Origin of the sequence: Xenorhabdus stockiae (assembly GCF_002632825.1) — a bacterium.
Taxonomy (GTDB): domain Bacteria; phylum Pseudomonadota; class Gammaproteobacteria; order Enterobacterales; family Enterobacteriaceae; genus Xenorhabdus; species Xenorhabdus stockiae.
The window spans coordinates 54842-73151 of the sequence record NZ_NJAJ01000017.1; the positions used below are offsets into that span (position 1 = coordinate 54842).

The window sequence follows — 18310 nt, forward strand, 5'->3', positions numbered from 1 at the left end:
GAAATACCGCCACATTTCAGCCAATGTAGCGGTGTAATATACACAATGGATTTCAAGATGCGTCGCGGCGGCAAGGGAGTTCATCCCCAGGAGCATAGATAACCGTATCTTTATAAAAACAGTGACCGGGGTGAACGAGCGCAGCCAACAAAGAGGCAACTTGAAAGACGAAGTGTATAAGAAGGGAAAAGTTAATTCATCACATCAAACTTTAGTTCCCCTTCCAGCTCTTCTTCGGCTTCCTCAAATAAAAGCACCAGCGCGGCAAACTGTGGTTTTTTCTGCACATCCAGATGGATAAAGGTAATATCAACAGGCAACTCAATTTCACTGGTTACCACATCCCAGAGCGCATCCAAATTAGCGCCAAAATCATCGCTAAGATCGAAACGTTCCCTGAACTGATTATAAAAAGTGGTTAAATCAGGGATATGGTTAAAATCGAATTCCACTTTTTTCATATTATCATTCCAGCCTTGTGAAATGGTTATAATGATCAAGCGTCAGATAGATCAGCCCATCGTTAGAATAAAGTAATCGGTCACTGCCCCGACGCCCACAGTTATAATTCACATCTGCTTCAAACCACTGGCGTCCGGCCTCATCTGGCAGTTTATGCTCACGGTTAGTGAACCTGTCCCCACCAATGGCTTTTCCCGGTACGGCTTCACATAAATTACCTTTACGCGGTTCCCAGCCAAGACGACGGGCATGTTTCTTCGTAATGTAATAATCAGGTAATTTGTGATGCTGTTTCAGATAATTCGCAACCCGATGCTGTTCAGTCAGAACATCAATATGCGGAGTGGCTGTCTCTTCTGCTACCACCGTATTTTTCGGTGTTTTCCCGCTACCAGATAACCCCGTGTCTTTCAAAAAGACAATAGAGATAACCGCCAGAAGCAGAAATACACCTGCCAGTGCGCTCTTTTTCATAATGACCTCTTGCACTTAATGGATCAAATCACGCCAAAAAGTGTCAAGCTGTTCCGCCTACGGTCAGGTTATCCAGTTTCAATGTAGGCTGCCCAACTCCCACGGGAACACTTTGACCCTCTTTACCACATACACCAACACCTTTATCAAGGGCTAAATCATTACCTACCATGGAAATCTGCTGCATTGCCTCAATACCTGAGCCAATCAGAGTTGCTCCTTTTACCGGTTTGGTGATCCTACCGTTCTCAATCAAATACGCTTCTGATGTCGAGAAGACAAACTTACCTGACGTGATATCCACCTGACCACCACCAAAATTCGGTGCATACAGGCCACGATCAACACTGGCAATAATTTCTTCTGGTGTAGAGTTACCCGCCAGCATGTAGGTGTTAGTCATTCGTGGCATAGGCAAATGGGCATAAGATTCACGACGACCGTTCCCTGTCGGAGCAACACCCATCAAACGCGCATTCAGTTTGTCCTGCATGTAACCTTTTAAAATGCCATTCTCAATCAGAACATTGTATTGTCCCGGAACCCCTTCATCATCAATAGATAATGAACCCCGACGGCCTTCAATCGTGCCATCATCAACCACAGTACATAGCTCAGAAGCAACTTTCTGCCCAATCTGGCCAGAGAAAACAGATGTGCCACGGCGGTTAAAATCACCTTCCAGACCATGACCAACGGCTTCATGCAGTAAAACACCCGGCCAACCTGCGCCCAGTACAATCGGCATCGCTCCCGCCGGAGCAGCAACTGCTGAAAGATTCACTAATGCCATACGAACAGCTTCACGGGCAAATTGTTCTGCCAGCGTCTGCCCGTCAGTGTCTTGCAGGAAATATTCATAACCATAGCGGGCACCGCCGCCACTGGAACCACGCTCGCGTTTGCCGTCTTCTTCGACCAATACACTGACAGAAAGACGTACCAGCGGGCGGATATCAGCGGCTAATGTGCCATCCGTCGCAGCAACCAGTACCTGCTCATAAACACCACTCAGGCTGGCATTAACTTCCTGTACTCTTTGGTCTTCCGCACGGGCAATTTTATCAACATGGTGCAGCAAGGCGATTTTCTCTTCCCTGCTCATACTTTGCAGCGGATCCACTGCCGGATACAAAACGTTATGTGTCACTGCTCCCAGTGTATGGGCAGTGCCATTTCCTATTTCTCTCACAATGCTGCGCGCTGCCTGTGCACTTTGCTGCAAGGCATTCAGAGTGATCTGATCAGCATAGGCAAAACCGGTTTTCTCGCCGCTAACAGCCCGAACACCTACTCCCTGATCAATATTATAGGATCCATCTTTGATGATACGATCTTCCAATACCCACGTTTCGTGGTAGCTAGACTGGAAATAGAGATCAGCATAATCAAGGCGGCGTTCTGCCAATTGCCCTAATACGGAAAACAAGTCGTTATGATTCAGGCCATTGTCAGTCAGTAAATGTTCACTGACATAAGTTAAACTCATAGTGTTTACTCTTTATCTAAATTTGTATTCTTTTTTATCAAAGAAGTCAGTTGCGGACGGAAGCGATTATGTTTCACCACTCTGATTTGTTCACGCATGTGAGTCAGGCTATCCCGCCGGATATTGAGCTGGAGTGCACAGACACTCAGAGGATTTTTCTTAATGATTTCCCCCCAGCCACTCACTGCCATTGAATGCCCCCACGTTCTACGGGTGCCGTGCACACCGACCTGTGCAGGAGCCAGTATAATACATTGATTCTCAATTGCGCGGGCACGCAAAAGAGGCTCCCAGTGCGCTTTACCTGTCAGTCTGGTGAAAGCGGCTGGTACAGAAATCAGTTCAGCGCCCTGTTCCCGCAATGCCTGAAACAGGCCGGGAAAACGCAGATCATAACAGATAGTCATTCCCAGACGACCGACAGGTGTATCAACAACCGTAATGTGTTCACCACGCTGATAAATGGAAGATTCGTTATAAGAACCGTGCTCATCCTTGATATTGACATCAAACATGTGGATCTTGTCATAGCGGGCGCGGATTTCACCCTGATCATCAAATAATAAGCTACTGCTGGTAATACGACTCGGATCTTCCCGACTGATCATCGGAATTGAACCAATCAGTAACCAGATACCATAATGCTGTGCAAGTTCACGCACAGCCTGCTGTAAGGGGCCTGTTCCCTGTTCTTCTGCATGTTCGCGATAAGCATCAGCATCTGCAAACAGCAAGGCATTCTCCGGGGTCAGAACCAGCTTTACAGTTTTAGGCAATTGCTTAATCTGCTGTTCAATTTGCGCTAAATTATGTTTGATGTTTGTACCACTGCATAATTGTAAGAGTGCAACATTGACGTTTCTCATGACCCTTTATTCTCCTTAAGCTGACGTAAGACTTCATCAATTTTAGGTTGTTCCAGACTGCCGGTTATTCGATAGCGAATGACTGAGATCTTGCTCCATAACGGGCCTAACACTTTCGCCGCTGCAAAAACAGCAGCACCTGCCATAGGGTTAATCGCAAAAGCGGTTGCCACACCGACTGTGGCTGATATTTCCGGGGTGATCACCAACTCCATATTGAGCTGACGCTGGATAAAGTTTATCTGACCTTTTGCATCGATATCAGCTTCCAGCCCATCAATATGGAAGTTATCCGTATACATAACCCCATTTTTTATCTGTGCATCGCCACGCATAGAATCAAAGTTAAAATCATCACTGAATGTGTCACTGAAATCCAACTGTAATTTACGCAATAAAGCATCAAAACTGACCAGCCTCAACAGTTGTCCTGCTCTGCCTGCGCCCAGTTTAGCTATTGTGCCTTTGCCCAGTGTCCCTGTCAGGCGGCCATCAAGCGTTTTAATATCAGGCTGCCACGGCGTATCCTTCCAGTTAAGATCAAAATCAAACTTAAATGGGGCACCGGTAATGGGAATAATGAACCCGAGATAAGCAGCCATATCATCTAAACTTCCCCCTGATATTTGCCCCTTAGCCCGAGTATAGTTTCCCTCATTACTTTCACTCCAATGACCGGATAATGTCAATTTACCCGCACTATTTTCTACCCGGCCATCAGTCAGAACCAATGAGTTGCCTTCCGGTTTGACGGTTCCTGAAATTTTTCCGATTTTTAATCCAGCCAACCAGCACTCATTACATCTCACATTAAGTGTTGGCCAATGACTCAAATCATATTTTGGCGTATCCACTACGGTTGAAGCCGACGAGTTGTCATCATTGGCAGCACTGTCTGGAAACATCGGGTTATAATAGAGATAATTAAGCGCGCCCTGCCATATCCTATCCGAATAAATCCGCAAATCGCCGTCAATTTCTTCTCCGATCGCATTAATATGCAAACTATCAGATTGTTTGCTGGCACTCAGTATAAGATTATGCCAACGCTGCCCACCGATATTCAAAGAAGGTATTGTGATTTCAAATAACTCAGGCCACCTGAAAGCCCCGCTCGTTCCAGATTTGGTTTCCAATGTTCCAAACAGTGCCAGCCATTTATCACCCTCAATATCAGGTAAATTCAGTTCAAGCATTGATTTTTCAGGTAACGCGGGAATGCCATTTTTATCTGTGTTCAGAATACCCCGCTGTAAACGGGTATAACCTTTCTCCAGTAACCATTGGCTATTGAATTTATATCTGTTCCCTAATGAACCGGTAAGCCTAAGCTGATTATCATCCCCTTCGGCCTGAATATTGAGATCATTCAATCCCTGCAAAGAGGCGGTTTCCAGCCCGTCTAATGTGCTGTTGATATGTGACAAATCAGCATTGATTGCAACCTGATATTTTGCGCCCTGTTGTGATAATTCATGTTGCAAACCCTCACCTTTTGAGGGAAGGGTAATATTGACTTTCCCCTGCCAGTCAAGCCGCCCTGATAACTGGCGGCGTATTTCTGTCGGCAATTCCGGTAGTGTTGCCACGGGCCAGCCAGCATTCAGGTCAACATTAACCTGATAATGCTGCGTTAAATCCTGTGTCGTAAATCGTAATGACAGAGGGTTACCAAACCAGTTAGTGGAAAGGCTATCACTTTGCAAGTTGCCATTATCAAAGCGGAACTTGCCACTGAGGTGCTTCATTCTACTGTTCAGTGGCTGAATAAAGAGTTCAGTATCTTTCAACGCCACTTCACCACGGGCATCAGTTTTGCCATCTTCCAGATGTATATCCAGATGAAGATTGCCATCAACCTTGCCGCTAAGCTGTAAATTATCCAGCGCATTCCCGACAGTATCGGATAATGAACTATGGTGAAAATAGTCGTGAATATCTTCACCATCTCCGGAAATGTCAGCATCAATTAAGAGTTTTTCTTTATCGTAATCAGCGATAACAGCAGAAACCCGGGAAGCATCGACTTTACCCAGTTTCGCTTTATCTGCCTGTATCCATAATCCGTTATTGCGGAAATTTAAATTAGCATTCAGGCCAAACAGAGCTGGCCAGTCTGGTTGGTATTTAAATGTTGCATTGCGCAGGGGAACCCACACCTGAAATTGGCCATTGTTATGCCTGAATGGAAAGTCATTAGGGTTACCCTGAAAAATCAGCGTGGCATTATCGATTTTCCCTTTAATTAACGATTTCGTCAGATAATCTGTCAGCGATTTTCCCATCAGGGTTTGGGGAAAATAGCGCCATGCTTCGCCTGCATCATCAACGCGAATTCCTGCCAGCATTTCCAGCTTCGGGGGCTTATTCCTGAGTTCGGTATAATTAAAATCGCCGTTTATCCATAATGATTTGGCCTGCAAATCCAGTCCCTGACTCCATATTTTCAAACCTTCCTGATCACTTTTCCATTCGATCTTCCCTGCGCCGCTGGCAATATCAAACGGTGCCTGAAACATTTGCCGGTAATCAATGAGGCTGTTTTTCAATTCAAATATGAAGTTTCCTTGCTGCTTATTTCCCGCCAGCGTGCCACTAAAATCATTCACTGAAGGCAGCTCTTTCCAGCGAGACCAGCTGACATCCTGCCATTTAACAGCAACATCCATGCCGTCAGCCAGTTCAGGCGTGATATCAAGGGCAAAGCTGTGAATTAACCCTTTTGGCTGCCGATGTTGCCAGTCATTAACGTTCTCAGGAGTCACAGGTGACACCAGCGGTAACACACCACTCAGCCGTTCAAGCTGAATATTTTCAGCCCGAATACGCCAGTGATCTTTGTTCTGATATTGATTTGCCTTCGTGATATATAAGGCGGCAAGACGACCTGCAAGCCACTGCTGACCATTAGTGTTCAGGCTTGCCAGATTTGGGATATCGAACAGCCAGCCTTCTCCCTGACGACGCATTTGCAAAAGCAGATCATGAACGGTGAGCTGATGCTTCTTCTCCCCCACATGCCAGTTGGCATACCCGCGCCTGAGTTGTAAATGCCCGCTCTCGATTCTCCCGTTTTTCAGGGTAATCCAGTTAGCCAGACTAAAACGGGCATTTTCCAGACCGGTGCTGTCTTTTAACCAACGGCTGAGCCACAACCGCATATCAATATCATCAGCCTGTAAATAGATAGTGCCGCTATCTAAAACATGATTAATATCTTTCAGGTCAAATTTAATCTGTACAACACCTTCCTGCCCATTAATTGAAGACAGGTTAATATGCCCCTCTGCACGATGCCGGTTGTCTTTATTCAGCCATGCCAGCTGCGGTAACAATAATCTGACTTTTTCTCCCGATGGAGTAGGAAACGTCAGGCTACTGTCATGCAATTCGAAATAATTAAAACGTTCGAGAAACAGGGAGGATAGCTTGTCCGGTTTGGGTAACTGCTGTTCACTTTCCCCATCAAACAGCGGCTTATCATAATCAACCTCAAGCTGATAAAAAGAGAGGTCACGAAAATGCCAGCGCCGCTGTAATAATGAGCGCCAGACATCCAGAGAAAGCGTCACTTTTTTGGCTTTAATATCCGTTTCTTCGTTTGTTGCATGAAGATCCCGGACTTCCAGCTGAGGGCCAAATGGCTCCCAGCGACCACTGATATAACCTATATTGACGGAAACACCAGTCAACGCTGAAATCTGGCGCGCCAATTGCTGGCGATAATCATTAATATGGGGCAGGAAAAAACGTAACCCGCTGACAAACAAAGCCACAATGATAATGATTATTGCGGCTGTCGCTAATAATATCCCGAGCAGTCGCTTCACTCATTTCTCCTTGTTTGTCAGCACGTTATACTCGTCGTCTTTCAAGCTGCCTCTTTGTTGGCTACGCTCGTTCACCCCAGTCGCATAGTTATCTATGCTCAGGGGATTACTGAGAGGCTCCTGCCTCTCACCGGAGGCCAGCCTTTGGCTGGGCAAATTCGTTCCCGACGAATTTGTCTCTCCCTTGCCGCCGCGATGCAACTTGAAATCCATAGAGTATGTTATTTACTCAAAAAATTGACGATTACATCATAACAACATCAAATTGTTCCTGACTGTACAACTGTTCAGCCTGTACTTTTACGGATTTACCCACAAAGATTTCTACTTCAGCCAGAGCGTGAGAGTGTTCTCCTTTAAGGGCTTCACTCACAGCATGGGAAGAATAGACCAGAAAACGATCTGCATTAATGGCGCGATGAACACGTACAATTTCCCGTAAAATTTCATAGCATACTGTTTCAACAGATTTTACGGTGCCGCGTCCCTGACAAGTCGGGCAATTATCACATAAAATATGCTCAAGGCTTTCCCGCGTACGTTTGCGTGTCATTTCCACCAGCCCAAGCTGAGAAAAACCATTGATGGTTGTTTTCACGCGGTCTTTACTTAGAGCCTGTTCCAAAGAAGCGAGAACCCGACGACGGTGTTCCCCGTCAGCCATATCGATAAAATCAATGATAATGATCCCGCCCAGATTGCGTAGCCTCAACTGACGGGCAATCGCCTGAGTCGCTTCAATATTAGTATTAAAGATAGTCTCTTCCAGGTTCCTATGCCCAACAAAAGCACCGGTATTAATATCAATGGTCGTCATGGCTTCGGTTTGGTCGATAATCAGATAGCCACCCGACTTTAATTCTACTTTGCGCTCCAGTGCGCGCTGAATTTCCGTTTCCACGCCACAGAGATCGAATATCGGCTGATTTCCCTGATAATGTTCCAGCTTGGCATTCATTTCAGGGATATACTCATCAATAAACTCCTGCACTTGCAGGTAGGTCTGGCGGGAGTCAACCCGGATGCGATCAAGAGAATCTTCGGCAAAGTCACGTAAAATACGCTGTGCTAATGCCAGTTCACCATAAACCTTAGTCTTCGTGATATTCCGTTTTTTACGCTCAATGACTTTGCTCCACAGGCGCTTCAAAAATGCAGCATCCTGCTCAATCTCCTCTTTTCTTACCCCTTCTGCGGCAGTGCGGATAATAACCCCGCCATGTTCATCGCAATAATTCATCACGATGGATTTCAGCCTATCGCGCTCTTCTCCGCTTTCAATTCGCTGAGAAACACCAACATGGGAGGCACCCGGCATAAAAACCAGATAGCGTGAAGGCAGAGTGATATCGGTTGTCAGTCGTGCCCCTTTGGTGCCGAGGGGATCTTTGACGACCTGAACGAGCAGATCCTGCCCCTGACTGACCAGCTCAGCAATATCCCTGACATTAAAATTCTTCCGCTCCTCGCCTGCAATACATTCAGTATGAGGCACAATATCTGAAGCATGCAGAAAAGCGGCTTTCTCCAGCCCGATATCAACAAAAGCCGCCTGCATACCGGGTAAAACCCGGCTGATACGGCCTTTATAAATATTACCGACTATTCCCCGTTTAGCTTCCCGTTCAATATGAACTTCCTGCAAAATACCGCCATCGATATAAGCAACCCGCGTTTCGGATGGTGTTACATTGACTAATAACTCTGCTGTCATAAGTGACCCTTCCCATCAGCTAACGCCAAAAATCGTGTGATTAATTCATACGTTTCAACCAGTGGCAAGCCGACAACAGCATGGTAACTGCCATTAATATTTCTGACAAAACAACCGCCTTTACCCTGAATGCCGTAAGCGCCGGCTTTATCCATTGGTTCTCCAGTTGCAATATATTCCTGTATTTCACGTTGGGATAAATGGCGAAATATCACATCTGTAATCACTAACTCACTTAAGGTATGCTGAGTGTTCGATAAAGCAACAGCCGTCATGACCTGATGGTGCTGCCCTGACAGCGCCTGTAACATTTCCGCTGCATGTTGCTCATTATGGGGTTTTTCCAGAATACGATTATTCAGCACAACAATCGTATCAGCGCCCAGAACGGGGAGATCATCCGGCGCAATTGCCACACCCGCTTTTGATTTTTCTCTGGCCAATCGTTCGACATACTGCTGCGGAGACTCTTCTTCCTGCCATTTCTCTTCAACCTGTGGTGTCAGGATCTGAAAATTAAAATCCAGCAGTTCCACCAGCTCACGCCGCCGTGGTGAGCCAGAAGCCAAGTAAAGAGTTTTCATAGTGAGTCATCCTTTCTGTCAGTTCATTTAAAAGCGGTTCATTTATATAAAAGCTGTTCATTAAAAAGTAGAACCCGCCTTTAACGAACTGAAAATTGACGGCGGATTTTCCGCATTAATAAGAATAGCCAGGGCCAGAGAATACCATTGACCACGCCATTCCAGAATACTTCAGAATGGAAAATAGTCTGTAAGATCAGAGCATGGGTCAGGAAAACACAGAGGTTTATCAATGTTGAGAGTATCATCACAACAAGGGATTGTTGCCAGAGTGCCATATTGCGAATGAGCTGAAATTTGAAAGCAACCAGAAAACTCACGAGGCTAAAAGCCAGTGCATGCGCACCAAGAATACTACCCTGCAATAAATCAATCAGGATACCCAGAATAAACCCGGTACCGACACTGATACGATGAGGAATAGCAAGCAGCCAGTAGATAAGGCATAACACTGGCAGAGTTGGCCGGAATACATCGACTTGCTCCGGCCACGGCATACTCTGTAAAACCATTGCTATCAAGAAAGACAACCAGACAACCCAGAGACCACGTCCGTGATACTGACTCATCAGTTATTCTCCGTAGCTAATGGTTTATTAACTGATGGAGTGGTTGAAGATGGTTGTCCGGCCACGGGTTTCTTTTTGTTATCCTCTTTTTTACTATTCTCTCCACCTGAACCTTCAGGCAAAGAGTGAGGTTTTTCATCAGCAGGATTTGGCAATACGTATGGCAACAACTGCTTCATGCGCTCATTTGCGGCTCGATATACTTCAGAAGGCGGCAACGGTTCAGAGGGGTTATTATCCGGCCCCCATACCAACAGCAGATAACGCAGGCGGCGTAATTCGGCCAAAGGACGGGCGTGAATAACAGTATGAGCCCGCTGATTATCTATCTTAACAGAAGAGACCACAGCCACAGGATAACCTTCAGGGAATCTTCCCCCAAGACCAGAAGTCACCAGTTCATCACCAACCCGGATATCCGTGTCACTCGGTAATGGCTCAAGGTGCAGATCATCGGCACAGCCTGTACCACCAGCGATCACGCGGATATCATTGCGTAATACCTGAACCGGCAGGGCGTGAATCGGATCGCAAATCAGTAGCACCCGGCTACTTAGCTGGCTTACTGAAACAACCTGCCCGACAACACCGCGATCACTAACAACCGGCTGCCCTTCATAAACACCATCTTTTGCGCCTTTATCAATAACAATTTGATCGCGATACGGATCCAGACCACGGGCAATGACCTGAGTAGCCATCATGTGTTCATCATGACGCAAAGGTGAACCGAGTAATGAACGTAACCGGATATTCTCCTGTTTTAATTGACCCAGCAGTAATAACTTGCTGTCCTTCAACCGCAATTCATTGCGCAAGGAGTAATTTTCCAGTTCAAGTTGTTTGCGGGCAGTCAAAGAATCAGAAATACCATCTAAAAACTGGCGGGGACCATTGGCAAGAAAATAAAAAGGACTCACTGCCGTATCCATATAGCTACGGACTTTATGGAAAAAATCAAACCTGCTGTCTACCAAAACCAAAATAATGGCAATAGCAACAGCAAAAAAGAGTCGTAATTGTAGGGAGGGCCCTCTGCTGAAAATTGGCTTCATAAGTTGCGCATTATTGAGCGGTTTCGTGTCATAAACAATAAAAGAGTCATAAACGATACACTTTTGGATAAACAGCAAGGAGGCACCGATAAACACGCCTCCCAGCTCGCAGAGTTACTTTCAGTCTTCGCTGAATAAATCGCCACCGTGCATGTCGATCATTTCCAGCGCTTTACCGCCACCTCTGGCAACACAGGTCAGTGGATCTTCAGCCACAATCACGGGAATACCTGTTTCTTCCATCAGCAAGCGATCAAGATTGCGTAACAATGCGCCACCACCAGTCAGCACCATGCCACGTTCTGAAATATCAGAAGCCAACTCTGGCGGACACTGTTCCAGTGCTACCATAACGGCACTGACAATACCGGTCAGCGGCTCTTGCAGAGCTTCCAGAATTTCATTGGAATTCAGTGTGAAACTACGTGGTACACCTTCAGCAAGGTTACGGCCACGTACTTCGATTTCGCGGACTTCATCCGTTGGATACGCAGAACCAATTTCATGTTTAATGCGTTCTGCTGTCGCTTCACCAATCAGTGAACCGTAGTTGCGGCGGACATAATTGATAACTGCTTCATCAAAGCGATCCCCGCCGATACGGACGGAAGAAGAATAGACAACGCCATTGAGGGAGATAACTGCAACTTCTGTTGTACCACCACCGATATCAACAACCATTGAGCCCGTTGCTTCTGAAACGGGCAAACCTGCACCGATTGCCGCCGCCATTGGCTCTTCAATCAGAAAGACTTCGCGTGCTCCTGCACTTTGGGCTGATTCACGAATAGCCCGACGCTCAACCTGCGTCGCCCCGACTGGTACACAAACCAGCACACGCGGGCTAGGACGCATAAAACTGTTGTTATGAACCTGTTTAATAAAATGCTGCAACATTTTTTCCGTGACATAAAAATCAGCAATCACACCATCCTTCATTGGTCGGATAGCTGCGATATTCCCCGGAGTACGTCCCAACATCTGTTTTGCTTCCAGCCCTACGGCTGCAACGCTTTTTGGTGAACCGGCCCTGTCTTGTCGGATAGCAACAACAGAGGGTTGATCCAAGACAATTCCCTGACCTTTAACATAAATAAGGGTATTGGCAGTACCCAAGTCAATGGACAAATCATTGGAAAACATGCCACGAAATTTCTTTAACATAACGAAAGGATAATCCTGCAAGCTGGGGACGGATGTTGTCCGTCTACTCTACCAACCACATGAAGCAGCGACAAGGCGCATCATTAACTACTTTTACTACTTCAATGAAAGTGGCTACGTTATTCACATCAGAAACACGATATTCTACGTTACTTTTTTCTGACAGAGCAGAAAAAAACTGCATAAAAATGGGTTAATTCCACCAATAACCCCGTCACTGAACCCTAAAATGTCCAAATGCCCTAAAAACCAACATTATAGTGTATATAGTGCATCCCGCGATGTTACTGATTCACTTTTTCTATGTTGACCTATAATGATTTCAGCAAGTTCAACAAAAATTAATTTTTTCTCAAATATTTTGATTTCTTTTGCCATCTCTAGCCAATATCACACCCCAATAAGCTCAGCAAAGATGATTCATTAAATACCCACTTTATCTTCAGCACTCAAAAGAAAAAATTGTTCTTCATCGACACTTATACACCTGTAATCGGCGGATAAATCTGTTGATTACTGAACCAATAAGATATAAAAACAAAGTCATTATTAATAAGTGAATTATCAATATTGAAATCATTATCAGGCATATTTATCTTTCAGCATGTACCCCGAATAAAAATCAGCAATCACTGTTTTGCGACTATTCATCACAATATTGCAGACTGCCCGTTTCTGCATTTTTAATTTTATCTATATTGAGAATGTCACAAAAAATGAAATCATGAGAACCGTGATGGTGTCATACTCAAAATCCATCAGAGGGAGAACCTATGAAAGCATTACTGCTGGAACAGCACGATACATTATCAGCTTCTATTCAGGATATTGACACAACCCAACTTCCACCCGGTGATGTCATCGTCGATATTCACTGGTCAACCCTCAATTATAAAGATGCACTTGCGATCACCGGCAAGGGGAAAATCATTCGTCAGTTTCCGATGATACCGGGGATCGACTTTTCCGGCGTTGTTCGTCACTCAGAAGATCCCCGTTTTCATATCGGACAGCAGGTTTTATTAACCGGCTGGGGTGTGGGTGAAAATCGTTGGGGTGGGCTGGCAGAACAGGCCAGAGTCTCAGGTGAATGGCTGACACCATTGCCAGCGGGTTTAAGTACCAGACAGGCTATGATTATCGGCACAGCCGGTTTCACCGCCATGTTATGTATTATGGCGCTGGAACAGGGAGGTATAACCCCTGAAAGCGGCGAAATCGCAGTCACAGGTGCCACTGGCGGAGTCGGAAGCACGGCAATTACCCTGCTCTCTCTATTGGGGTACTCTGTTGTTGCCATCAGCAGTAAACCCGAAAGTCAGGAATATTTACGTTCTTTGGGAGCAAAAGAAATTCTGCCGGTTTCAGACTTCAATCAACCCGCTCGCCCGCTGGAAAAACAGCGCTGGTCAGGTGTTATTGATACTGTCGGTGGTACAATTCTGGCTAAATTGCTGGCTCAGGTATCCCACAATGGCACCGTAGCTGCCTGCGGGATGGCAAGCGACATCAATCTGCCTACCACTGTCATGCCATTTATCTTGCGTAATGTCCGCTTACAGGGTGTTGAGTCAGCAATAGTATCGGCCGCTGATAGACCAAAGATCTGGGAGCGGTTACAAAAACTGTTGCCGGAATCTTTTTATCAACAAACCGCAAACGAAATTTCATTCGATCAGGTGATCGAACACGCCAATAAGTTGGTAAACAATCAGTCAACAGGCAGAACAGTGGTAAAGATTCGCTGAAACTATGCCGATAAGCGTAAGTCTAATAAAATCAAGCCCGAAAAGCTGATAAGACCAGTATTTTGCTGCTAAATGTTACGATATGTTTATAATGTCGGGCTTTATCGTCAAATTTACAAATATTGATAATAGAAAAAGATGACAAACTGCTGTCATCGAGTTATCTTGAACGATTGTTGACAGATTGCCGGAGATACCCGCACAATGGCAGACAAGTTTCGCATTTTACTCTTGAACGGTCCCAACCTCAATCTATTGGGAACGCGAGAGCCAGAGACCTACGGCAAGTTAACGCTTGATGACATCGTCAGCAAACTGTCACAAGAAGCTCACCAGTCGGGTATTGAATTATTCCATCTGCAATCCAATGCAGAATCTGAACTGATTGAGAAAATTCATACTGCGCGGGGGAATACAGATTTTATTCTGATTAACCCTGCGGCATTCACGCACACCAGCGTAGCGCTACGCGATGCACTTCTGGCAGTGGATATTCCATTTATTGAGATCCACCTCTCTAATGTGCATGCCCGCGAGCCATTCCGCCATCATTCATATCTTTCTGATATTGCCGTTGGCGTGATCTGTGGTTTGGGTGCTGATGGTTATAGTTTTGCATTACAGGCAGCGGTCAACCGCTTGTCAAAATCCAACTAATTTACATAAATAGAGTACGGAATCACACTCATGGATATTCGTAAGATAAAAAAATTGATCGAGCTGGTTGAAGAATCTGGCATTTCTGAACTGGAAATTTCTGAAGGTGAAGAATCAGTTCGCATCAGCCGTACTACGGCCGTTCAGGGCATGCCGATCACTCAGCAGTACATCTCTGCGCCTGCTCAACAGCCTGCACCTGTAGCAGCACCGGCACCGGCTGCTCCGGCAGCACCAGCAGCAGCAGAGATCAGCGGTCACACCGTTCGTTCCCCAATGGTTGGTACGTTCTACCGTTCTCCAAGCCCGGATGCGAAACCTTTTATCGAAATCGGTCAGCATGTTAATCAGGGCGATACCCTGTGCATCGTTGAAGCCATGAAAATGATGAACCAGATCGAAGCTGACAAAACCGGCGTCGTGAAGGCAATTCTGGCACAAGACGGTCAACCTGTTGAATTTGACGAGCCACTGGTCATCATCGAATAAGCGCATCACGCGGGAAAAACCCATGCTTGAGAAAATAGTCATAGCTAACCGCGGTGAAATCGCACTGCGTATCCTGAGAGCCTGTAAGGAACTCGGGATCAAAACTGTTGCTGTGCACTCTGCGGCAGACCGTGATCTGAAACACGTCCTGCTGGCAGATGAAACGGTCTGTATCGGCCCTGCCGCATCAGCAAAAAGTTACCTGAATATTCCGGCTATCATTTCTGCGGCTGAAATCACCTGTGCACAGGCAATCCATCCGGGTTATGGATTCCTGTCTGAAAACGCTGATTTTGCTGAACAGGTGGAGCGTTCCGGTTTCACCTTTATCGGCCCGAAAGCAGAAACTATCCGCCTGATGGGTGATAAAGTTTCTGCCATCAGCGCCATGAAAAAAGCCGGTGTACCTTGCGTTCCCGGTTCTGACGGTCCTTTGGGTGATGATACTGAGAAGAACAAATCGATCGCACAGCGCATCGGTTATCCGGTGATCATCAAAGCTTCCGGCGGCGGCGGCGGACGTGGTATGCGCGTTGTCCGCAGTGATAAAGAGCTGGAACAATCTATTGCCATGACTCGTGCTGAAGCTAAAGCTGCTTTCAATAATGACATGGTTTACATGGAAAAATTCCTTGAAAACCCTCGTCACGTTGAAATTCAGGTACTGGCTGATGGTCAGGGCAATGCTCTTTATCTTGCTGAACGTGACTGTTCCATGCAGCGTCGTCACCAGAAAGTTGTGGAAGAAGCTCCAGCACCGGGTATCTCTGCTGAACTACGCCGCAGCATCGGTGAACGCTGCGCCAACGCTTGTATGGAAATCGGTTATCGCGGAGCAGGTACGTTTGAATTCCTGTATGAGAACGGAGAGTTCTATTTCATTGAGATGAACACCCGTATTCAGGTTGAACATCCTGTTACCGAAATGATTACTGGTGTTGATCTGATCAAGGAACAGCTACGCATTGCTTCCGGCATGCCACTGTCCATCAAGCAGGAAGATATTGTCATCAAAGGCCATGCTATCGAATGCCGTATTAATGCTGAAGATGCAAAAACGTTCTTGCCAAGCCCGGGTAAAATCACCCATTTCCACTCTCCGGGTGGGTTCGGTGTGCGCTGGGAATCCCACATTTATGCAGGATATACCGTACCGCCATATTATGACTCCATGATCGGCAAACTGATCACGTATGGAGAAACCCGTGAAGTGGCGATTGCACGAATGAAGAACGCGCTGGCAGAACTGATCATTGATGGCATCAAAACCAATATCGATTTGCAGATGTCCATCATGAATGATGAAAACTTCCAGAAAGGCGGAACCAATATCCACTATCTGGAGAAGAAACTGGGCTTACATGATAAGTAAGGCTTTTTTCTGACATCACCACTCTGCATAAAATCCCATCTTTTCAAGATGGGATTTTTTATGGCATGGTTTTTGTCGCACATTTTCTTCTGAATAAATCCGGCTGTTACCGTACAATTCCTTCCTTTATTTTTCTGCTTTCCCGGAGAATCAATGGACAAAAGATTTGTTCAATCTCATAAAGAAGCGCGTTGGGCCGTATTCCTGACGTTAGCTTATCTTGTGGGTTGGCTACTGAGCGCCTATCTACCCAGTGATACGACCGGATTAACCGGATTGCCATACTGGTTCGAACTGGCTTGTTTAGCATTACCTGCACTTTTCATCATCCTGTGCTGGATGATGGTGACATTTATCTTCAAAGAAGTTCCTCTGGAGGATGAAGATGCAAAATGAAGTCATTCTGCCTCTGGTAGGATATCTGGCACTGGTTTTTCTGCTCTCATTCTATGCCTATCGCCGTCGCCAGACGGGGGAATTCCTGAATGAATACTTTCTTGGCAGTCGCTCAATGGGTGGTTTTGTCCTGGCGATGACCATTACAGCAACATACATCAGTGCCAGCTCGTTCATTGGTGGCCCCGGTGCAGCCTACAAATACGGTATCGGCTGGGTGCTGTTATCCCTGATCCAACTGCCGGCAATCTGGCTCTCCCTCGGCGTACTGGGGAAAAAATTTGCTATCCTCGCCCGCCGTTATAATGCCGTGACACTCAATGACATGCTATATGCGCGCTATCAGAGCCGTATTCTGGTCTGGTTTGCCAGCGTGAGTCTGTTGGTCGCCTTTGTCGGCGCCATGACGGTGCAGTTCATTGGTGGTGCCCGCCTGCTGGAAGCCGCAGCCGGTATTCCTTACGGTACCGGTCTGCTGATTTTTGGTCTCTCCATCGCTCTCTACACAGCATTTGGCGGCTTCAGAGCCAGTGTACTTAATGACGCCCTGCAAGGGCTGGTTATGCTGTTAGGAACGATACTGCTGCTTGTTGGCACGATCTATAAAGCTGGCGGACTGTCAGAAGCGGTCTCGACACTGCGTACTATCGATCCTAACCTTGTCTCTCCCCACGGTGCTGACAATATTCTTAGTGGCCCTTTTATGGCCTCCTTCTGGGTGCTGGTCTGCTTTGGTGTCATCGGGCTGCCACATACCGCTGTGCGTTGTATTTCTTACCGCGACAGTAAAGCTGTCCACCGTGGTATTATCATCGGCACGATTGTCATGGCTATCCTGATGTTTGGGATGCACCTTGCCGGAGCACTGGGTCGTGCGATCATTCCCGATCTGACAATTCCCGATCAAGTGATCCCAACCCTGATGATCACCGTCCTGCCGCCTATCGCTGCCGGGATCTTTCTGGCTGCGCCGATGGCAGCCATTATGTCAACAATTAACGCCCAATTGCTGCAATCTTCAGCAACTATCGTTAAAGATCTCTATTTGAATTTGTTCCCGCAGCAGATCAAACAGGAGAAAAAACTCGCCCGTATCTCCAGCTTTTCTACCCTGTTTCTGGGAATACTACTGTTACTGGCGGCATGGCAACCACCTGAAATGCTGATCTGGCTGAACCTGCTGGCCTTCGGCGGATTACAGGCTGTGTTCCTCTGGCCACTGGTATTGGGCCTGTACTGGGAGAAAGCCAATGCACATGGCGCGCTAGCCTCCATGCTGACAGGTGCAATAAGCTATACCCTATTAGCCAGCTTTAGCATTAACCTCCTTGGATTCCATCCCATTGTGCCATCATTGCTGCTGAGCTTACTGGCATTCGGAATAGGAAATCTGTTTGGGAGTAAACAAATACAACAAACCGCCGCATCACAGTGACGGCGA

At 46.4% G+C, this 18310-nt stretch carries 18 protein-coding genes; 6 read left to right on the forward strand and 12 right to left on the reverse strand.

From position 1 onward, the window contains the following. Positions 1 to 191: 191 nt before the first annotated feature. From Xsto_RS10485 to Xsto_RS21410, 12 genes are all read right to left on the reverse strand, one after another. Entirely contained in the window at positions 192 to 461 is a 270-nt protein-coding gene (locus Xsto_RS10485; protein ID WP_099109633.1) for a barstar family protein, read from the reverse strand. Between the two features lie 4 nt (positions 462 to 465). After that, positions 466 to 936, reverse strand: a complete 471-nt coding sequence (locus Xsto_RS10490; RefSeq protein WP_099125030.1) for a ribonuclease domain-containing protein — start codon at positions 934 to 936, stop codon at positions 466 to 468. Between the two features lie 43 nt (positions 937 to 979). Then, entirely contained in the window at positions 980 to 2425 is a 1446-nt protein-coding gene (gene tldD / locus Xsto_RS10495) for a metalloprotease TldD (protein ID WP_099109631.1), read from the reverse strand. Between the two features lie 5 nt (positions 2426 to 2430). Further along, positions 2431 to 3291, reverse strand: coding sequence for a deaminated glutathione amidase (gene nit1, locus Xsto_RS10500; protein WP_099125031.1), 861 nt, complete (start codon positions 3289 to 3291; stop codon positions 2431 to 2433). After that, positions 3288 to 7121, reverse strand: a complete 3834-nt coding sequence (yhdP, locus tag Xsto_RS10505) for an AsmA2 domain-containing protein YhdP (protein WP_099125032.1) — start codon at positions 7119 to 7121, stop codon at positions 3288 to 3290. The genes nit1 and yhdP overlap by 4 nt, the downstream gene beginning before the upstream one ends. Then, entirely contained in the window at positions 7122 to 7277 is a 156-nt protein-coding gene (locus tag Xsto_RS21405; RefSeq protein ID WP_169926626.1) for a hypothetical protein, read from the reverse strand. An 88-nt stretch (positions 7278 to 7365) separates the two neighbouring features. Continuing rightward, positions 7366 to 8835, reverse strand: a complete 1470-nt coding sequence (rng, locus tag Xsto_RS10515) for a ribonuclease G (RefSeq protein ID WP_099125033.1) — start codon at positions 8833 to 8835, stop codon at positions 7366 to 7368. Next, the gene (locus tag Xsto_RS10520) at positions 8832 to 9419 is read right to left on the reverse strand and encodes a Maf family protein (protein WP_099125034.1); all 588 of its coding nucleotides are present in this window, start codon (positions 9417 to 9419) and stop codon (positions 8832 to 8834) included. The genes rng and Xsto_RS10520 overlap by 4 nt, the downstream gene beginning before the upstream one ends. Before the next feature lie 80 nt (positions 9420 to 9499). After that, positions 9500 to 9988: a rod shape-determining protein MreD gene (gene mreD, locus Xsto_RS10525; protein ID WP_099109625.1), complete on the reverse strand. Its 489-nt coding sequence runs from the start codon at positions 9986 to 9988 to the stop codon at positions 9500 to 9502. Next, positions 9988 to 11043, reverse strand: a complete 1056-nt coding sequence (gene mreC / locus Xsto_RS10530) for a rod shape-determining protein MreC (protein ID WP_099109714.1) — start codon at positions 11041 to 11043, stop codon at positions 9988 to 9990. The genes mreD and mreC overlap by 1 nt, the downstream gene beginning before the upstream one ends. Before the next feature lie 120 nt (positions 11044 to 11163). Continuing rightward, a complete protein-coding gene (mreB, locus tag Xsto_RS10535; protein WP_086113213.1) occupies positions 11164 to 12207 on the reverse strand; it encodes a rod shape-determining protein MreB in 1044 nt (347 codons plus the stop codon). A gap of 43 nt (positions 12208 to 12250) precedes the next feature. Beyond that, complete coding sequence (locus Xsto_RS21410) at positions 12251 to 12391, reverse strand: hypothetical protein (protein WP_169926627.1); 141 nt, start codon at positions 12389 to 12391, stop codon at positions 12251 to 12253. 589 nt (positions 12392 to 12980) lie between these two features. Between Xsto_RS21410 and acuI the strand changes: the two genes are divergently transcribed. From acuI to panF, 6 genes are all read left to right on the forward strand, one after another. Beyond that, a complete protein-coding gene (gene acuI / locus Xsto_RS10540; RefSeq protein WP_099109624.1) occupies positions 12981 to 13955 on the forward strand; it encodes an acrylyl-CoA reductase (NADPH) in 975 nt (324 codons plus the stop codon). A 204-nt stretch (positions 13956 to 14159) separates the two neighbouring features. Continuing rightward, positions 14160 to 14612: a type II 3-dehydroquinate dehydratase gene (aroQ, locus tag Xsto_RS10545; protein ID WP_099125035.1), complete on the forward strand. Its 453-nt coding sequence runs from the start codon at positions 14160 to 14162 to the stop codon at positions 14610 to 14612. A 30-nt stretch (positions 14613 to 14642) separates the two neighbouring features. Further along, positions 14643 to 15101: an acetyl-CoA carboxylase biotin carboxyl carrier protein gene (gene accB / locus Xsto_RS10550; RefSeq protein ID WP_099109622.1), complete on the forward strand. Its 459-nt coding sequence runs from the start codon at positions 14643 to 14645 to the stop codon at positions 15099 to 15101. 22 nt (positions 15102 to 15123) lie between these two features. Further along, a complete protein-coding gene (gene accC, locus Xsto_RS10555) occupies positions 15124 to 16473 on the forward strand; it encodes an acetyl-CoA carboxylase biotin carboxylase subunit (protein ID WP_099109621.1) in 1350 nt (449 codons plus the stop codon). A 153-nt stretch (positions 16474 to 16626) separates the two neighbouring features. Next, positions 16627 to 16869: a YhdT family protein gene (locus Xsto_RS10560; RefSeq protein ID WP_099109620.1), complete on the forward strand. Its 243-nt coding sequence runs from the start codon at positions 16627 to 16629 to the stop codon at positions 16867 to 16869. Beyond that, on the forward strand, positions 16859 to 18304 hold the full coding sequence (panF, locus tag Xsto_RS10565; RefSeq protein WP_099109619.1) for a sodium/pantothenate symporter: 1446 nt from the start codon (positions 16859 to 16861) through the stop codon (positions 18302 to 18304). The genes Xsto_RS10560 and panF overlap by 11 nt, the downstream gene beginning before the upstream one ends. Positions 18305 to 18310 lie beyond the last annotated feature (6 nt).

What these genes read in the sequence shown, in the direction of transcription:
- nit1 (WP_099125031.1), bottom strand. Translation starts at nt 3,291, where the DNA reads ATGAGAAACGTCAATGTTGCACTCTTACAATTATGCAGTGGTACAAAC.
- rng (WP_099125033.1), bottom strand. Translation starts at nt 8,835, where the DNA reads ATGACAGCAGAGTTATTAGTCAATGTAACACCATCCGAAACGCGGGTT.
- mreD (WP_099109625.1), bottom strand. Translation starts at nt 9,988, where the DNA reads ATGAGTCAGTATCACGGACGTGGTCTCTGGGTTGTCTGGTTGTCTTTC.
- panF (WP_099109619.1), top strand. Translation starts at nt 16,859, where the DNA reads ATGCAAAATGAAGTCATTCTGCCTCTGGTAGGATATCTGGCACTGGTT.
- Xsto_RS10560 (WP_099109620.1), top strand. Translation starts at nt 16,627, where the DNA reads ATGGACAAAAGATTTGTTCAATCTCATAAAGAAGCGCGTTGGGCCGTA.
- acuI (WP_099109624.1), top strand. Translation starts at nt 12,981, where the DNA reads ATGAAAGCATTACTGCTGGAACAGCACGATACATTATCAGCTTCTATT.
- accB (WP_099109622.1), top strand. Translation starts at nt 14,643, where the DNA reads ATGGATATTCGTAAGATAAAAAAATTGATCGAGCTGGTTGAAGAATCT.
- mreB (WP_086113213.1), bottom strand. Translation starts at nt 12,207, where the DNA reads ATGTTAAAGAAATTTCGTGGCATGTTTTCCAATGATTTGTCCATTGAC.
- accC (WP_099109621.1), top strand. Translation starts at nt 15,124, where the DNA reads ATGCTTGAGAAAATAGTCATAGCTAACCGCGGTGAAATCGCACTGCGT.
- aroQ (WP_099125035.1), top strand. Translation starts at nt 14,160, where the DNA reads ATGGCAGACAAGTTTCGCATTTTACTCTTGAACGGTCCCAACCTCAAT.
- tldD (WP_099109631.1), bottom strand. Translation starts at nt 2,425, where the DNA reads ATGAGTTTAACTTATGTCAGTGAACATTTACTGACTGACAATGGCCTG.
- Xsto_RS10485 (WP_099109633.1), bottom strand. Translation starts at nt 461, where the DNA reads ATGAAAAAAGTGGAATTCGATTTTAACCATATCCCTGATTTAACCACT.
- Xsto_RS10490 (WP_099125030.1), bottom strand. Translation starts at nt 936, where the DNA reads ATGAAAAAGAGCGCACTGGCAGGTGTATTTCTGCTTCTGGCGGTTATC.
- mreC (WP_099109714.1), bottom strand. Translation starts at nt 11,043, where the DNA reads ATGAAGCCAATTTTCAGCAGAGGGCCCTCCCTACAATTACGACTCTTT.
- Xsto_RS21410 (WP_169926627.1), bottom strand. Translation starts at nt 12,391, where the DNA reads ATGCAGTTTTTTTCTGCTCTGTCAGAAAAAAGTAACGTAGAATATCGT.
- Xsto_RS10520 (WP_099125034.1), bottom strand. Translation starts at nt 9,419, where the DNA reads ATGAAAACTCTTTACTTGGCTTCTGGCTCACCACGGCGGCGTGAGCTG.